This window comes from Protofrankia sp. Cas3, from assembly GCF_963555955.1.
Lineage (GTDB): Bacteria > Actinomycetota > Actinomycetes > Frankiales > Frankiaceae > Protofrankia.
This window is the reverse complement of the sequence record NZ_CAUVXP010000134.1, coordinates 1-16,148: the sequence shown is the minus strand read 5'-3', so window position 1 is coordinate 16,148 and position 16,148 is coordinate 1. Positions and strand designations below refer to the sequence as shown.

Annotated in this window: 11 protein-coding genes, 1 tRNA gene and 4 pseudogenes; 6 read left to right on the top strand and 10 right to left on the bottom strand. The window is 69.9% G+C overall.

The window, feature by feature from the left end; all coding sequences use genetic code 11:
* The 6 genes from U9983_RS20855 to U9983_RS20830 form a co-directional block, all read right to left on the bottom strand.
* Positions 1–1,201: VWA domain-containing protein (locus U9983_RS20855; protein WP_322755639.1), on the bottom strand; the 1,201-nt coding region annotated here is incomplete at its 3' end.
* Positions 1,198–2,559, bottom strand: a complete 1,362-nt coding sequence (locus U9983_RS20850) for a PP2C family serine/threonine-protein phosphatase (protein ID WP_416211462.1) — start codon at positions 2,557–2,559, stop codon at positions 1,198–1,200. The genes U9983_RS20855 and U9983_RS20850, both read right to left, overlap by 4 nt.
* Positions 2,560–2,566: 7 nt before the next feature.
* The gene (locus U9983_RS20845; RefSeq protein ID WP_322755637.1) at positions 2,567–4,792 is read right to left on the bottom strand and encodes a serine/threonine-protein kinase; all 2,226 of its coding nucleotides are present in this window, start codon (positions 4,790–4,792) and stop codon (positions 2,567–2,569) included.
* Positions 4,789–6,072, bottom strand: a complete 1,284-nt coding sequence (locus U9983_RS20840) for a hypothetical protein (protein WP_322755636.1) — start codon at positions 6,070–6,072, stop codon at positions 4,789–4,791. Before U9983_RS20840 ends, U9983_RS20845 begins: the two co-directional genes overlap by 4 nt.
* A gap of 5 nt (positions 6,073–6,077) precedes the next feature.
* Complete coding sequence (locus U9983_RS20835) at positions 6,078–7,085, bottom strand: glutamate ABC transporter substrate-binding protein (RefSeq protein ID WP_322755635.1); 1,008 nt, start codon at positions 7,083–7,085, stop codon at positions 6,078–6,080.
* The gene (locus U9983_RS20830) at positions 7,082–8,491 is read right to left on the bottom strand and encodes a hypothetical protein (RefSeq protein ID WP_322755634.1); all 1,410 of its coding nucleotides are present in this window, start codon (positions 8,489–8,491) and stop codon (positions 7,082–7,084) included. The genes U9983_RS20835 and U9983_RS20830 overlap by 4 nt, the downstream gene beginning before the upstream one ends.
* 212 nt (positions 8,492–8,703) lie before the next feature.
* Between U9983_RS20830 and rlmB the strand changes: the two genes are divergently transcribed.
* Positions 8,704–9,828 carry a 23S rRNA (guanosine(2251)-2'-O)-methyltransferase RlmB gene (rlmB, locus tag U9983_RS20825; protein WP_322755633.1) on the top strand — a complete coding sequence of 375 codons (1,125 nt, stop codon included), beginning with the start codon at positions 8,704–8,706 and terminating at the stop codon, positions 9,826–9,828.
* 20 nt (positions 9,829–9,848) lie between these two features.
* Here the strand turns inward: rlmB and U9983_RS20820 are convergent, their stop codons facing one another.
* On the bottom strand, positions 9,849–10,346 hold the full coding sequence (locus U9983_RS20820) for a MarR family winged helix-turn-helix transcriptional regulator (protein WP_322755632.1): 498 nt from the start codon (positions 10,344–10,346) through the stop codon (positions 9,849–9,851).
* A gap of 475 nt (positions 10,347–10,821) precedes the next feature.
* Between U9983_RS20820 and U9983_RS20815 the strand changes: the two genes are divergently transcribed.
* On the top strand, positions 10,822–11,580 hold the full coding sequence (locus U9983_RS20815; protein ID WP_322755631.1) for a FadR/GntR family transcriptional regulator: 759 nt from the start codon (positions 10,822–10,824) through the stop codon (positions 11,578–11,580).
* Between the two features lie 150 nt (positions 11,581–11,730).
* Positions 11,731–11,803 (top strand) — tRNA-Thr (locus tag U9983_RS20810).
* A gap of 126 nt (positions 11,804–11,929) precedes the next feature.
* Here the strand turns inward: U9983_RS20810 and U9983_RS20805 are convergent.
* Positions 11,930–12,088 (bottom strand): annotated as a pseudogene (locus U9983_RS20805) (DUF427 domain-containing protein); the annotation flags it as partial.
* A gap of 5 nt (positions 12,089–12,093) precedes the next feature.
* On the opposite strand from U9983_RS20805, the pseudogene U9983_RS20800 reads away from it, so the two are divergent.
* Positions 12,094–12,282: pseudogene (locus U9983_RS20800) on the top strand (cupin domain-containing protein); the annotation flags it as partial.
* A 69-nt stretch (positions 12,283–12,351) separates the two neighbouring features.
* Here U9983_RS20800 and U9983_RS20795 read toward each other — a convergent pair.
* Together U9983_RS20795 and U9983_RS20790 are read right to left on the bottom strand one after the other, a co-directional pair.
* Positions 12,352–13,884 carry an ankyrin repeat domain-containing protein gene (locus U9983_RS20795; protein WP_322755630.1) on the bottom strand — a complete coding sequence of 511 codons (1,533 nt, stop codon included), beginning with the start codon at positions 13,882–13,884 and terminating at the stop codon, positions 12,352–12,354.
* A gap of 135 nt (positions 13,885–14,019) precedes the next feature.
* A complete protein-coding gene (locus U9983_RS20790; RefSeq protein WP_322755629.1) occupies positions 14,020–14,238 on the bottom strand; it encodes a hypothetical protein in 219 nt (72 codons plus the stop codon).
* Between the two features lie 130 nt (positions 14,239–14,368).
* Between U9983_RS20790 and U9983_RS20785 the strand changes: the two are divergent.
* Together U9983_RS20785 and cobO are read left to right on the top strand one after the other, a co-directional pair.
* Positions 14,369–15,016: pseudogene (locus U9983_RS20785) on the top strand (VWA domain-containing protein); the annotation flags it as partial.
* Positions 15,016–15,625: pseudogene (gene cobO / locus U9983_RS20780) on the top strand (cob(I)yrinic acid a,c-diamide adenosyltransferase). The pseudogenes U9983_RS20785 and cobO, both read left to right, overlap by 1 nt.
* The last annotated feature ends 523 nt before the right edge of the window (positions 15,626–16,148 follow it).

Genomic DNA, 16,148 nt, shown 5'->3' with positions numbered 1-16,148 from the left:
GAACCGTACCTGTGCTTGGGTCCTCGATGTCGACCACGTTCTGAAGTAGGTGGTATGTGGCTTCGTTGCCGGACTGATGGGCAAGCTGTGCGCTTCGGCCAAGTTTGATGGTAGCGGTTGCATCGTCGCCCTCGCGCCGGGCCTCGAGTCCTTCTTGGAGGAGACGGGCAAGCTCGGCCTGGCCGGTGTAGTGGGCGACCGCCGGGGCGATCCGGGTAGAAAGATCGATATCGTTCGTCCAGATCGCGCGTACGAACGCCCGGGAGAGCACCTGATCGGAGACGACCACGTTGACCCGGGCCGCGAGCATCTCCACGTCGTCGTCCTGCGCCGGGACGGTTACGCACAGGTGGTAGTCGCGGGACTCGCTGCCCCAGGCGCCGGTCGGGTAGTCCGTGGTCCGTGCGTTCACCTGCACCGCGGAGGCGGTGAGCTCCTCGATCTGGGGCGCGACCTGCCGCAGGAAACGGACTGATGCGTCCCGCGGCGTCCACACCCGCAGTGAGACCCGGTCGACGGCGCGGTCCGTCGCTGTATCAATCATGGCTTGGAAGTCGGCGGCGAGATCCCGAGGATGGCGGATGGCGTCGACAGTGCCCAGCAGCGTCGTGGCGATCCGGCGCAGTTCGTCGACCCGCCAGTCGGCTCCGATGCCGCGGCAGTCGCACTGGAAGTGTCCGACACAGGCGGCCAGCGCGGCGTCGAACTCGGTCGAGCGCTCGCCGTTGCGTCCGTCGGTCAACAGGATCGCGTGGTGGATGGCGTTCGGGCGGGTGGCCATCAGTTCCCGGGTGCGTGCGAGCCAACGCCCGATTGCCGTGCCCCCGTCGGCATCAAGGCAGCCGACCGCGGTCTTCGCGGCTTCCCGGGTCCTGGCATTGGCCTGCGCAAGCTCGGGTCGCGCAGGGTAGACGGCCTCGGCGATACCCGACCCCCGCACGATCGCAAACCATACGCCGTCACGCAGGCCGTCAATCGCCGCCTTCGCGGCCCGGCGTGCTTCGACAAGCTTCATCGCGGGTGCGGCCATCGATCCCGAACAGTCCAGCATGATGACCTCGGCCAGTTCCGTGGACCCGCCCGGGCCTGGCGGATCAATCGAGCTGCCCGAGGCCTTGACGGTGATCACCGCGTGTACGTCGGTGCCGCCACGGCCGAGGTAGGCGTTCTGGAAGACCTCCAGCGCGAACGGCACCGTCATCGCAGCTCCCTTTCACGGGAGTGCCCATCCGAACGTGCCGCGTCGATGCGTGCCGCGTCGATGCGTGCGGCCACTACCGTGATGTTGTCGTGGCCGCCGTGGTCGATCGCATGCCTGGTGAGGTGGCGGCCAACCATGATTGCCGGAGCGTCCGGCGGGAGCTCGCCGACCACCGCGGCCAGGTCCTCGGCCCGGGACAGGTAGTTCCACAGCCCGTCGGTACAAACGAGCACGGTGGCGGGCAACGCCAGCGGAAACACCCGGATGTGCGCGGTTACGTCCCCGGCGTCGGCGCCGAGCCAGCGGGTGAGCGTATGTGCCCGGGGGTCGGTCTCGACCGCGGCGGCGGGAATCAGGCCCGCGCGCGCAGCCTCGGCCGCCCATGTGTCGTCCTCACTCAGCCGTTCGACGCGGCCTGGACCGAGCAGGTACACCCGACTGTCCCCGATCCAGCCCACGGTGACGCTGCCGCCTCCGTCGCCGGTACGGGTGATGACGGCGGCGGCAAACGTGCACGACGGTGAGATGCGTCCATCGACGATCGGTGCCCGGACCACCGCAGCCTGCGCGGCCGCGACCGCGGCGTGGATCGCGTTTTCGGCATCGCGCTGGGAGAAGTCATCCTGGGGGACGTCGTGGTGAGAAAAATCATCCTTTGTGAAGTCGGCCTCGGGGAAGTCGTCGGCTACCACCCTGGGCGGTGTCGGGGGAATGTCGGACGCCGGCCACTGGAGGTCGTCGGAGCCGTAACCGCCGTAGGGGTCACGGTAGCCGGGCCGGTCTTCGTCCTCGCCGATGTCGCCGTAGCCGAAGGGGCCCGGGAACCCGTCCGATCGCTGGGGCCCCGTCGCGGTCGGCCGGTCGGCCCGGGGTGGCAGGTCGGCCCGGAGCGGCTGACCGGCCTGGTGCGGCTGGCCGCGCGCGGCGTACGAGCTGCGGACGGCCTCGGTAAGGACCATGGCTGCGGCGGCAGCCGCCGCCTGCGCCGCTGGGCCGGACCCGGGCGTGCTCGACACACCGTCGCAGACCACCCCGATCAGAGTGGAGCCGACCATGGCGACACCCATGGCGTCCTCGTTGGTGGTGTGCCGGACACCCCGGTCACAGACACCGGCAACCGGGCCGAGGTCGATCTCGCGGTGGTCTGCGTCGCCAGTCGTCAGTGGTCTCTCGCCTCGCAGCGGAGTTCCACATGCTTCGCAGAAGCGATCATCCGAGTATGCCGGACTCGTGCACACCGGGCAATGCCCCCCGTTCTGGTCGATCCCGTCCCATCCCTTCTCCGGAGCGCGGCCCGCATGACCCGCCCGGTCTCCATGGCCGTTGCGGTGGGTAGCGCCGCGTCCGGTCACGCACATAACATGATCACACCAACGTCCGTGGCCGGACGCGGTTCGCCGCGTCGATCATGGCGATGCGCCGTGGTCGGGTCGCGGCGAGCCGGGCCAGGTCGCGATGCACCTGTTCCAGACCGAACCGCACGTCTCGGACGTGCAGTGACCTTCCCACGACGACGACGTCGTCGCCAGGCTGTAGTGTGCCTGCCGCCAGCCCCGCGAGCGCCGTTTCCAGGATCGCCAGCGCGAGCTCCGCCCGCGCCGGCGGATCGGCGGGCAGGGCATCGAGGAGCAGGGACGCCCGCGCGAGGTCGGCCCGTCCGGGCTGGGCACCGGGGTCCACCATCGTCTGGATGACGCGGATCTGGGCGGGCAGGTATGCCGCGGACGTCCGTGGCACCCGTGACCAGGCCTCGATCGCACCGGGCAGGTCCCCGGCACGAGCCCGGACCCGGGCGAGACCGAACGCGGCGGAGGTGAACGACGGGTCGGTCCGGGAGACGACATCGAACATGCGCGCGGACGTCGTCGGGTCGATCGTCTCGGTCGCGAGGGCGAGCGCGAGCCTGGGGGCCAGCTCGCCGGGTACGGCTCCATAGACCCGGTCGAAGCAGGCGCGGGCCGCGTCGCTCCGGCCGGCGGCGAGAGCGAGCAGCCCTCGGTACCAGTCGGTGCGCCACTGGTAGGGGTCCTCCTGCGCGACGGCCGCGAGCAGTGCCTCCGCGCGATCATCCCGGCCGGCCTCCAGCCAGGCGCGGGCCAGTCGCAGCCGGGTCTGCGGCGTCGGCGAGCCGATCGCCGACAGCAGCTCGGTCAGTGCGTCGGGCGCTACGTCGGGGAGCGCGGCCAGGGTGGCGCCGGCCGGATCATCCGGGTCGGGGCCGCAGGCGGGCAGGACCAGCCACGGCGGTCCGGCGACGCTGCCGTCCGGGTCCTGCCCGGTCAGGTGTGCATCCGAGGAGAACAGCCGGCTCGGAGCGGGATTCGCCCGCCCGTCGTCGACCGCGACGATCTCCCGGAGGATCTTGAGAAGCTCGTCGAACATCTCGTCCGCCCCGGCGAACCGGGCATCGGGATCGGTCGCGGTCGCCCGCAGGAGGAACCGGTACAGCGAGTCGTGCCGGGCGAGTACCTCGTGCTCGTGCTGCGGGGGCATCGTGACGGCATAGGTGGTGGTGTTGCCCCGGAAGTTCAGGATCAGGGCCGCCAGCGACCGGCCGATCGTGAACAGATCCGAGGCGACCGACGGCCCCTGGTCGGCGACTTCGGGCGCCTGGTAACCAGGGGTCGCGTACGACGGGCCGAGGTCGTCGATGCGCTGCACCGCGCCGAGGTCGATGAGCTTGAGCGAGTCGCCGGACAGCATCACATTGTCGGGTTTGAAGTCGCAGTAGACCAGGCCCTGGCGGTGCAGGTAGCTGAACGCCGGCAGGATCGCCAGGATGTAGGCGACTGCCTGGGTCACCGGCAGCGGGTCGGGCCGCCCGCCGGCGGCGTCCCGACGCTGTTTGAGGAGCTTGAGCAGTGACATCCCGCCGATGTACTCCATGACGATGTAGCCGGTGCCCTGCCATTCGGTGAAGCTGAAGATCTTCACGATGTTCGGATGGTCGACCGCGGCCAGGTACTGCCGTTCGGCGATGGCCGCGGCCATCGCCTGCGGATCATGGGTGTTGAGCAGGCCCTTGAGCACCACCCAGAAGTTCTCGGCGACGTTGCGGTCACGAGCCAGGTACACCCAGCCCTGCCCGCCGAACGCCAGGCATCCGACGATCTCGTACTGGCCGACGACGTCGTGGGGTTTGAGTTTGGGCACGAAGGAGAACGGTTGCCCGCATGTCGGGCAGAAGCCCTCAAGCCGGCCGGGGATGTCACCGCGGGTCTGTCCGACCGGTTCGCTGCAGCCGGCGCACCGTCGGCTGCCCTCCGGGACCTCGGGATCGGTCAGCACCATCGTCGGCGGGTCCGCAATCGGGACGTCGGCGACGGTGACGATGCCCACGCCGAGCTGACCGCGCGACGGCGTCGGCGTGGACGGTCGGGAGCGCCGTTGGCGGGCCGGCCCGGAGGATCGGGCGCCGCTCGACCCGGGCTGTTCTGTTGATGGGATGCCTGGCGCCGGCGGGAATCCGCAGACGTCGCAGTAGCCGTCCTCGATGGCGCCGTCGCAGCCCGCTCGCGCGCAGGAATCGCCGTCGCCGGTTGGCGCGCCGCCCGTGCCAGCCGGCCCGCCGTGGGTCTGGGAGGTGCTCATGTCCGGTCGGTCTCCCGTCCCCGGTCCGGACGAGCACCGACCGGGTCCCCCTCTACCTCTACCTCCGGTACGGGCTCGCCGTCGCCCGCCGCGGCTCGCCGGTCCACGGCCGCGCCGAATGCCCGCACCAGCGCGGTGGCCCGGTCGAGATCGGTCGGCGCCGTGTACAGCACCGAGCGGGCATGGCGGTAGGCCTGGGCAAGGTCGGGGTCTTCCACGACACCCAGGCCGGCCGCCTTGGCGTGCCAGCCGCCGAGCAACCCACGCAGGTCGTCGCGGGTCTGCAGGGGCGCCGCACTGCGGTCGGCGAACCGGCGGGCCGAGATCAGCGTGGCGTCGGCGAGTTCCCGCCAGCGGTCCAGACCCCGGCTCGCTTCCTTCCACCGGCCCGCTGCGGCTGCGGCCGTCAACCGGTCGAGCCAGGTACGCAGGCCGTGCCGCTCGTCATCAAGGACGCCGGCGGGCATGCGCGGCAGCTGTGTCGCAGGGAGCAGGATGCGGCTGCGGGCACGGTCGGCGTCCGTGGCCGCCCGGTCGATGAGGGCGGCGATGCGTTCGAGCAGCGCTGCCGCTACCCGCAGGGCCTGGGGCAGGGTGTCGTGCCGCCGGGCCAGTTCATCGAGGCCAGCCTGCGCGGTGCTCACCGCCGCTTCAAGGCGGGTCACCAAGCTGTCCGGAACGGCCAGCGGATCGGCGGCGGTCAGGTCCGAAAGCTCGGCCAGCAGGCGGCGGGCGACGGTGCGGCCGGCATCGTCACCCAGTCGTAGGCGGGCGGCCAGCTCGTCGGCGGTGGCGAGTTGTCCTTCTGTCGCGCTGAGGATCGCCAGTAGCCTGCTCCACGCGGCGAGGATCTCGTCGATGGTGGCGCGGACCGAGCCAAGCGCCGCATCGGTACGATCCGCCAACTCCGTCGGGCGGATGCCGACCGCGGGTGGTGGGCTCCCGGCGGGTGCTCCCGGCAGCACGGGGACCGCGGTCGGGCCGTGCAGCAACGTGTCCAGCTCGGCTGTTACGCGGGCGTCCACCCGAACCTTGTCCCCACGTACGGCGCGTGCCGCCGTCAGCAACTCGGTGAGGGTCCGGTAGCAGTGCCAGGCGTCCGCGAGCGCGGCCAGCGCGGTCGTGGCCCGCTCGCGCGTGGCGCCGGTGAGGCGTTCCGGGTCGATCAGGGCACGGCCGGGAGCGCTCTCCAGCTCCATCAGGATGGCCGCCTGGGCGGCGACCGCCGCTGACAGCCGGGCCAGCGTGGCGTCGATCTGTTCCAGAGTTGGCGCGACCATGGTGATCAACCCTGATATTCCGGAACGGGTGGTGCGGGCACCGGTTCTGTGCCGGGCCCGGTGAGCCAGCGCCGGTAGATCTCCGTCCACCGGCCGTTCTTCTCGATCGTTTCCAGGGCACCGTTGAGGAACCGGGTGAAGTCCGGGTGATCCTTGTTGACGGCCATGCCGTGCGGCTCGTCGGTGAAGCGTGGGCCGACGATCACCGTGTAGGGGTCCTGGTCGACTATTCCGGTCAGGATTCCGTCGTCGGTCGATATCCCGTCGACCACGCCCTGTTGGAGCGCGACCAGGCAGTCCGCGACATTTGTGACGGGGTAGGGGATCGGTGCCGGGGATACGGTGGCAATGGCCTGGATCGAGGTCGTCTGGGCAGCCGCACACACCTTCCTGCCGGCCAGATCCTCGATTCTCCTGAAGCCCGAATCCCGACGGACGAGCACCCGCTGCCCGGAATCGTAGTAGACGGCGGAGAAGTCGACATCCCGTCGCCGGTCACAGGTGATGGTCATGGTGGCGATCGCGATGTCGATCTGGCCGTGCTGGACGGCGGGGATGCGTTCGGCGTTGGTGATCGCCCGAAACCGGATCTTCGGGTTACCGGGTCCGAAGATCGCCGCGGCCATCTCCTTCGCCATGTCGACGTCGAAGCCCTCGAGCTGGTTTGTCTGGGGGGCGACGATTCCGAACGGTGGAACGTCTGGAATGACGCCCACGACCAGATAGCCACGATCCTGGATCGTCCTCATGAAGGAACCCGCCGGCATGTCGCCCGGGGCGGGCATCGGGTCGGGTGGGGCGAGGCTTGCCCGCGGGTTCCCGCAGCCCTGTGTGGGTGCCGTGGTCGTACCGGCCAGCACGGCCGCTGCGGTGGCCGGTGGCAGTGGTTCTGCGTCGGTGGGTAGCGGACTGTGGGTCGTGCCGCATGCCACCGTGGCCGCGAGAATGACGGCGCCGACCACCGTGACCACGGTGGCCCTGGTGATCCGGCGGCCGGCGGGACGGGCGGTCATCGGTACTCGTCGATGCGCCGTTGCATGCCGGCCAGGCTGAGGCCGGCGGCGGCGACCATGGTCACAACCGCCACCGCGAGCAGGACGGACAGCGGCTCGCCCGCGTCGGACACCTGCCGGGAGAACCGTGCCTGGCTGGCCGTAACGGCCGCGTCGACCTTCTGATCGAAGGTGTCGAACGCCGCGGTACCCGCGCCGAGGGAGATCTTTCCCGCCGCGGTGAAGTCACCGGTGTCGGCGAGCAGCGCCGTGACCTGCTGATGTGCGGCAAGCCATACCCGCAGGTCGGCGTCGAGGCCCGTGCGGGTAGCGGTGTCCGGTCCGTCGACGCGCAGCGCGGCGCTCAGCGAGCCGCCGGCGAGGGGTCCGCCGTTCACCGCGAAGCCGAGCCGGGTGACCGCGACGGTGAAGTCGGTGTCGAAACGCGTGCCGTTACCACGGGCGATGAGCGACTGGTTTTCGTCCACGCGGGCTCGCAGGGCCAGTACCTTGGACTGGGCCAGCAGGGTCATGGGTACGAATCCCGAATCATGGGCGGCGCTGAGCCGCTGTTGTTGGACGGAGAACGCCGCGGCCGTCCAACAGAGGCTGAACAGCACGGCGAAGGTCGCCGTCACAAGGGGAATGTTGAGAACACGGTTGGTTCGCCGGTACAGCATTATCTGGGTGCCGACAAGACCGCCGGCGGCGAGGATGAACACCGCCGAGAGCAGGATCTCGCGTGGTCCGCTCGTCGCATCGGCGTAGGCCTTGTCGAGGCTGTCGGCATTCAGTGTGATGAGGCGATCGGTTGCCGGCAGTATTGTTTCCTGGACGAGTTGGGACCCTTGGCGCAGGTAGGCGGCACCGACCACGTTGCCCACCCGATTGTTGGCATGGGCCCGTTCGATGAGCCCGGTGTACACCGGAATCTTCTCGGCCAGGACGGCTAATGGTTCGGCCGCCGCGGCCTGGGTGTTGAGGCGGGTCAGGGTCGCCACGGCGTCCGTTGCGGTGGTGATGCTGGTGTTGTAGGCCGCGAGCTGGTCAGCGGGTTCGGCGCCACCGGCGAGGAAAGAGGCGGCGGCGGTGGCGTCGGCCTCGGACAACGCCGCGTGTGCCCGCTGTGCTGTGACGATCGAGGGACCCGCATCGTTCCTGATGGTGTCGAGCGTCCTGATCCGACCGGCGATGGTCGAGACGGACACCAGCGCAAGCACGGCGAGTGCGCCGACGATGGCGATCGAGTACAGCCGGAACCGGCCGGGCGTGGTGGCCGTCGCCGCCTGAGCCCGGTGTAACAGGCGGCCCGTCAGGCGCAGCATCCGATGGCCCTTGTCAGGCAGCCGCAGGCTCCGGTCGGCGATGCTTGGATCGACGGCGGTGCGTGCTCCAGCGGATGCCGCCAGAGGTGTGTTCGCCGTCACGGATTGACCATAGTGCGGTTGCCGTCGGCGGCGAGCTGTCAGCTTGCACAGGCTTCTGTCAGCTTGTGGACAGGCCAGTGTTCGAGCCCCGGCCGAGCGAGCACCGGCCACGCGACCATCGGGGGCGGCGACCCGCCATCGACCGGGTGGACCGTATACCGTGTGACGATGCTTTCTGACGCCTCCGGGGCGCGCGCTGGTGGAGTTCGCTGATGGCCGGCCAACAGCGGCGAGGCGGCGGTGGTGTCGCGCGAGGTGGCCAGGGCGGTCGCGCGGCCAAGGGGAGCTCGCATCGCAAGGGCGCAGCGGCAGGCAGCGGTGGCCAGGGTAGGAAGAGCCTGCAGGGACGCGGCGCCACGCCGCCGGCCGAGATGCGTCCAGGCCACCCGGCCCAGCGCCGGGCTGCCGTGATCGCGGCGGCCGGGACGCGGAGTACCGACGGATCCCGGAGTACGGACGGTTCCCGGAGTACGGACACCACCGGGCGAGGCGGCAGTGCTGGTGGGCCTGCCCGCAGCGGACCACATCGGGCCGGAGCGACTCGCTCCGGTCGGCCCGGCCGACCCGAGCGGGACGGTCGCGGTGACCCTGACGAGTTGGTAGTCGGCCGTAATGCGGTGGTGGAGGCGCTACGGGCCGGTGTCCCCGCGTCCACACTGCTGATCGCCGCTGGCACCGAGTACGACGAACGTCTTGATGAGGCTCGCCGGCTCGCTCCCCGTGCCGGTGTGGCCGTCGCGGACGTCGCCCGAGCCGAGTTGGACCGGCTGTGTGGTGCCGCGCCGCATCAGGGGCTGGCGCTGTCGGTGCCGCCGTTCCGGTATGCCCATCCTGATGATCTTCTGGCTCGTGCGCAGGCGGCGCCGCCAGGACTCCTGGTGGCATTGGACGGGGTCACCGACCCGCGCAATCTCGGCGCGGTGATCAGGTCGGCGGCGGCGTTCGGCGCGCACGGTGTGGTCGTCCCCGAGCGGCGGGCTGCCGGTGTGACGGCGGCGGCGTGGAAGACGTCGGCGGGTGCCGCGGCCCGGTTGCCGGTGGCGCGGGCGACGAACCTGGTTCGGGCGTTGACGGCTTGGGCGGAGGCCGGCATCTTCGTCGTCGGGCTGGCCGCGGACGGCGAGATCAGCCTGGATGACCTGGATATGATCTTCGACCCGCTGGTCGTGGTAGTCGGTTCAGAAGGACGCGGTCTGTCACGGCTGGTCGGGGAGCGTTGCGATCTGACGGTACGGATCCCGATGGTCGGTGCTGTCGAGTCGCTCAACGCCGGAGTCGCCACCGGTGTGGTGCTTGCGGAGATTGCCCGCCGTCGTCGGGTCGACGGGCAGCGGTAGTCGACCGGCAGCGGTAACCGCTACCAGACCTGCTCGGACAACCGCGGTGCGGCGGTGGCCACGGATTGCCCGGTCTCGTCGTCGAGAATGGCGACGGACCGTTCGAGCAGGGACCGGAACTCCTCCAACTCGCCTGGGGAGAACACGTCGGCGAGGCGCTGCTCGACCGCCAGCGCGAGCGCGTCGGCCCGCCGCAGCAGTGCCAGACCGGTCGGCGTCAGCCGGCTTTGAAACACCTTCGCATGGACGTCGGACTGCTCACGTATGATCAGCCCCTTGGCCTCGAGCGTGAGCAGCAGGCTGGCCATCGACTGGGGTGTGACCATGCACCTGCGGGCGAGCTGGGCACCGGAAAGACCCGGTGACCCGGCAAGGGTGAACAGGGCGGTGTACTGCGGGACGGAAAGCCCGACATCACGCAGGGCCCGGGTCTTCTCGCGGATGAGCGCCTGTTCCGCCCGCTTGATCGAATGTCCGAGCCGGGCCACGGCGGAGGGAAGTGGTTCGTCCCACGCCATTTCGAGCTCCCCCTCTTTCTTTACCGCGTCTCCCGTATGCCGCCTGGCCGGCACGAAACGTCCCGCCTGGTAACCCTTGGTACTCAAGGTCCCCCGTGTCGCGAGAAGATTTCTGATCGCGTCGCCTCTGGTCGGCGGGCAACCCTTCGACTCTATTGCGACCGCGGATTCCCGGCCGGCCGCGTCGGGTCAACCCGTTTCCGTGGTTGGTGCGTGGATGTGGTGATGGGTCAGGCCGGCTTCCCCCGCCGTCTCGGCGGTGCGACAAGAGCCGTACACGCACCTCCTTCGGCGGTGTCGTCAGCCACTGTTCGAGCTGCTTTGTCGGCGGGCGCGAAAGCCCAATCTACAACGAATATCGGTGTGGGTGGATTCACATGGCGTGGGCGCTCTCACAAGAAGCCCACAGTGACAAGTAGGTACCCCCTGCCGCCCGTTAGCATGGCCTTTTACGCTTCAGCGAGGAGGCGGCCACATGGGTATGACCACACCCCGGGCTGGGTACGGGCCGAGCGTCAACAAGTTCTCCGAGATGGTAGCCGACGACCTGCGTGGAAGAGTCGCGCGTGGTGACATCCGGCCTGGCGACCATCTTCCACCGGAAACCGAGCTGATGGACATTTACGGTGTCGCGAGGCCGACAATGCGCGAGGCGCTGCGCATCCTCGAGTCAGAGTCTCTGATCGTCCTGCGCCGTGGGTCCCACCTCGGGCCGCTGGTCCAGGAGCCGGACACGCGGGTCCTCGCACGGCAGGCAGGCCTGCGGCTGCAGATGCAGGGAACGCCCGTCCGGGATCTGGCCGAGGCCCGGGTCGTCATGGATTCGGGGATTGTGGCGTTGGCGGCGAAGCGCCGTACCACGGCGGATCTCCGGGAAATGCGGGCATGCCTCGTTGCAGCCGGTTCCGCTCGTAATGTGGTTGACTTCTCCCGGCGCGCAGCTGATTTTCGTGTGCTGGTGGTCCGGACTTCCCGCAATCGGACCCTGATACTGATGACAGAGCTTGTCTCATCGCTGCTCCACCACCAGTACGATGCCGTTCTGCGCAATATCTCGGAGCACGATGGGCGCCGCTTCATCGAGCAGTCCCTGGCTCGCTATATACGGCTGACCGACCTGATCGAAGATTGTGACGTGGTAGGCGCGGTCGAGTTCTGGGAGACACAGGGCGCGATCGACGACGAATTCGGGATGATCAGCCTGGGCTCGGCTCCCATGATGATCTACTCCTGACCGGTGGCTCCCGACCGGTGGCTCCCGACCGGTGGCTCCCGACCGGTGGCTCCCGACCGGTGGCTCGGCCGCGGGGCTGCCTGCCGGGAGCATCGGCCCGTCGTGGGCAACCGTCCGTTGATGCTCTACGTTAGGGAGGTACCTGGACTGGCCGGCGTGGCGCAACTGGCAGCGCACTCGACTTGTAATCGGGCGGTTCCCGGTTCAAATCCGGGCGTCGGCTCCCCGCTGACCTGCGGAAACGTCAATATTCTTGATCGCTAACTAAGATCAAACTGGGGTTTGGGACTATTTTGGGACATGTAAGAGGATCTTGCGCTCTGCCAGTGATCGTTTAAGGGGTTGGCGGGCGGTGTGGGCAGTGGGTGATCGTGTCGCTCGGTTCGAGCAGCTCCATCCGTACGTGCGCCTTGGGTAGGTAGTAACGCACCGGTGCACCGGTTTCGAGGAGGAGCCGGGGACCGCTCGACTCGGCGATGGTGACACCGTCGAGGTCGATGCGCAGGTGTCCGGCGGGCCCACGCCCCCTGGGGGCTGCGGTTCGGAGGCAACCAAGGGTTCGGGTTCCACGTCATCCTGCAGGGCACCTGCTGGCTGTCGAGCGTCGACGAGCCGCCGCGGGCACTGCAGCCAGGCGACGTGGTGCTGCTGGCCAGCGGCCAGGAGCACACGGCGTCCGCTGGGCGTTCGCCTACGAGACCTCCGTCAGAGCCGCGTGAGTCGAAGGTCGGCTGTTGTCCGCTTCTACATCGACGCCGATCTCCTCGGTCGCTACGGTGCGAGCAGGTTTCGGACTGCGGCTCGCGGGACCGATGGTGCCGCTTGTTCCAACCAGTCGAGCGGTGTGCGGCCGTGACTGTCGCGGACGTCTGGGTCTGCTCCATGGTCGATGAGTACCTCGATGGTCCTCAGGAAGCCCGCCTTGGTGGCGTAGTGCAGAGCTGTCGCGTTGAGAGCGCGGACGCCGGTCGTACCTTGAGGGTCGCCGGTACGGCGATCGTTCGCGTGGGCACCGTGGCGTAGTAGCGCGCGGACGTACTCGGGGTCGTCCTTGCGGCCCTGGTTTCCCGTGCAGCTGGCACCGATCCACGAGCCGGAGGAGTCGATCGACGCGCCGCGGCTGGCCAGCAGCGGAGCCAGCTCGGGATGTAGGACCCAGCGTCCGACGCCGATCCGGGTCGCGTCCGCCCCATGGGCCAGCAGCAGCTCGACCATCGCCGGGCTGCCCTGTGCGGCGGCCCCGCGCAACGCTCGTACATAGCCCGGAAGCGGAGGTGCGACGTGGTCGAGGATGAGTCGCAGCGCGCCGGACTGCCCGCCCGCGACCGCATGTTCGACGGCTGTCATGTCGAGGACGTCGACCGCCGGATCCGTCGCCTGGGCAAGGTTCGGATCGGCCGCGAGCATGCGCCCGAGCGAGGTGAGGTCGCCGAGGAAGGCGGAGGTGAAGACGTCCTCGTTGGCACCCGCCGCCATGAGGAGCGACTCGACCGCGGAACGACGCTTCATCCGGGCCGCGCACAGCGGCGTCACGAATACCACCCGCTCGAACGCCAGCCCGGTGACCCCCACCGGAAGGTAGAAGGGATGGTCCGCTCCGACGCCGCGGCCCAACAGCATCCGTACGACCTCGGCGCGGCCGGCCAGGGCAGCCGCCTGCATGATCGCAGCGGCGTAGGTCGGACGCAGCAGGTCCGGTGCCTCCGCCAGCGCCGCGTCGACCCCGGCGACATCCCCACGACGAGCGAGATCCCTCGCCTGCCCCACGCTCCGGGCGTCGATCCCGCACCAGGCCACCGGCCGCGGGCCGTTCTTCGATTCCCTTGCGCCGGCGTCCTTCCCACCGGGCCTGTTCCCCCGCCCGCGGGGCCTTGCCGGCGCCACCTGTCCGTTGACGAGAACCAGCGCCAGGGAGCGGACCTGCGCGAAGATCGTCCTGCGGTCGTTCTCCGCCGCGACTGTGGCCTCCAACGCCCGGCGGAAGTGCCCCAGCCACCGGCGGGCCAGCGCCGGCGTGATCGGAAGGCCGTCATGGCGGTGCCTCAGACCTGCGTGCGCCTGCTCGCTGTAGCGACGGGGACCGCCCAACCACTCGCCGAAGAAGAGCTTCTGCATCGACCGACCGTCAGCGAGGTCCCGCGGGAACAAGGGACGCAGCTGCTCGTCGTCGTCGAACCCCGCATACAAAAGGTCAACCAGTCTGTCGATCGTGGGCTGACCGCCGATCCGTTCGAACAGGTCAGTACCCCGGAAAGGCCGGAAACCCGGCGGATGATCGAGCAGGCCGCGGTGCTCAAGACACATAGGATGCGCAGCGTTCGTCTCGGACACGTACGATTCCGCACCGCCGAGCGTGCGGGCGGCGGTGGTGTAGCGCTGTCCGGTCGCGAGCCGAAGAATCCCGTGGCTGACGCCGCAGCGCTTTCTGCATGGTCGGGCTCACATGCGGCTTCTTTCCCGGGACCGCTTGGCCCACTCGTCGCGGGTGACGGTGTAGACGGCGCTGTCGGTGCCGTGCAGGACTTCGTAGCGGTCGAGGGTCATACCCAGCACCGCGTGGGGTGTCGCCGGGTAGATCGTAGCGACCTCGTCGACGTCGGACTCCAGCTCGTCCAGTGTGGCCGGATTGGGGTCTCCGGTGGCGACACGGCGGGACACGTCCGCTGCCGCTGGCACATCGTCCTGCAGAAGGCGCTGAAAGCCTGCGGCCTGTCCATGCCGACCGCCATGCCGAACGGGGCGCCCGGGCGTATGCCAGGTGGTGCGGGTGCTCCGCGCTGGCCGCGGCGGGCGCACCGGCCGGGCGCTGCTGCTCGAGCGCGCGGACCGCCGCGGCGCGATCCGGGAGGGCCGGGAAGCCAACCTGGTCCTGTTCCTCGTGGACTCCTCGGGGTCGATGGCCGCCCGCGCCCGGATGCGGACCGTCACCACCGCCGTGCTGTCGCTGCTTGTGGACGCCTACCAGCGACGCGACCGCGTCGGCATGATCACGTTTCGGGGGACCACGGCCGAGCTGGTGCTGCCGCCGACGTCGAGCGTCGAGGTCGGCGCCGCCCGCCTCGCCGCGTTGCCGACGGGCGGGCGCACCCCGCTGGCCGCCGGGCTGGACCGCGCGGCCGAGGTCATCCGCGGCGAACGTCGCCGCCAGCCGGACGTGCGTCCGCTGCTCGTCCTCGTCACCGACGGCCGGGCCACCGCCGGCCGCGATCCGCTCGCCGCGGCCGCGCGGCTGGCCGCCGACGGGGTGGCCGCCGTCGTCGTCGACTGCGAGACCGGCCCGCTGCGGCTGGGTTTGGCACAGCGGCTCGCGACGGCGTTGGCGGCGCCGACCATGCCGCTGGACGCGCTGTCCGCCGGGTCCACCCGCCCCGATGCGACCGCCGGCAGCTTCCGTCCGGCCCGGGCGGCCGCCGAAACGGCGACGGGGGTGGCCTGATGCCGCAGGGGCAGCCGAGCACGCTTCCGGACGACGGCCTGACCACCCGCCAGCGGCGGGACCGGCCGCTCGTCGTGGTCCACACCGGCGATGGCAAGGGCAAGTCGACGGCCGCATTCGGGCTGGCGTTGCGGGGCTGGGCGCAGGGCTGGCCGATCGGGGTGTTCCAGTTCGTCAAGTCCGCGAAGTGGCGCATCGGCGAGGAGAACGCCCTGCGGACCCTCGGCGCCAGCGGCCAGGGCGGCACGGTCGCCTGGCACAAGATGGGCGAGGGCTGGAGCTGGCTGCGGCGCCCCGCCGACGCCGACGAGGTCGAGCCGGCCGAGGCCGCCCGGGAAGGCTGGGCGCAGATCGCCCGCGACCTGGCCGCGCAGACCTACCGCCTCTACGTGCTGGACGAGCTGACCTACCCGCTGAAGTGGGGCTGGGTCGACGTCGACGAGGTCGTCGAGGTGCTGGCCGGGCGGCCGGGCCGGCAGCACGTCGTCATCACGGGTCGGGCGGCGCCCCGACAGCTGCTCGACGCCGCGGACCTTGGTCACCGAGATGACCAAGGTCAAGCATCCGATGGACGCCGGCCAGAAGGGCCAGCGGGGGATCGAGTGGTGACGCCCGCGCCGCCGAGGCTGGTGGTCGCGGCGCCGGCGAGCGGGGCCGGCAAGACGACGGTCACCGCGCACGGAGGAGATCCTGCCGGGACAAGGCGACCGCGTGGAGGTCGGCCAGCGCCAGCCTCTGCTGTCGCCGAGCGGACCCGGACCTACCGCGCGTCGCCGACGGAGCTTCCACGATGCTTACAGATTGCTTACAGCCCAGGTCGGCGACCCTTGCCGACTGTGGGCGGGGGTCACCGTCCCGACCTCCGAGACGCCACAAAAGGAAGGCGGCTCCATCCCCCGACGCCCCGCACTCACACGGGGTGTCTCACCTCAGTCTAACCAAGAGGGGTCGGCTCACAGGTGAGGGAGACGCTGCCCAGTATCCGCGTGCTTTCGCGGCCCGTCGCGGTGAGCAGGCTCTCTTGACGATCTCGGACGCAGCAGCGGGTATGCAAATCTTTGTGGCATAGTCGGTTCGATGCGGCGAGTTTGGGACCGGCCGGGGACATGTATGCGGTGGATCTGCCTGGTAC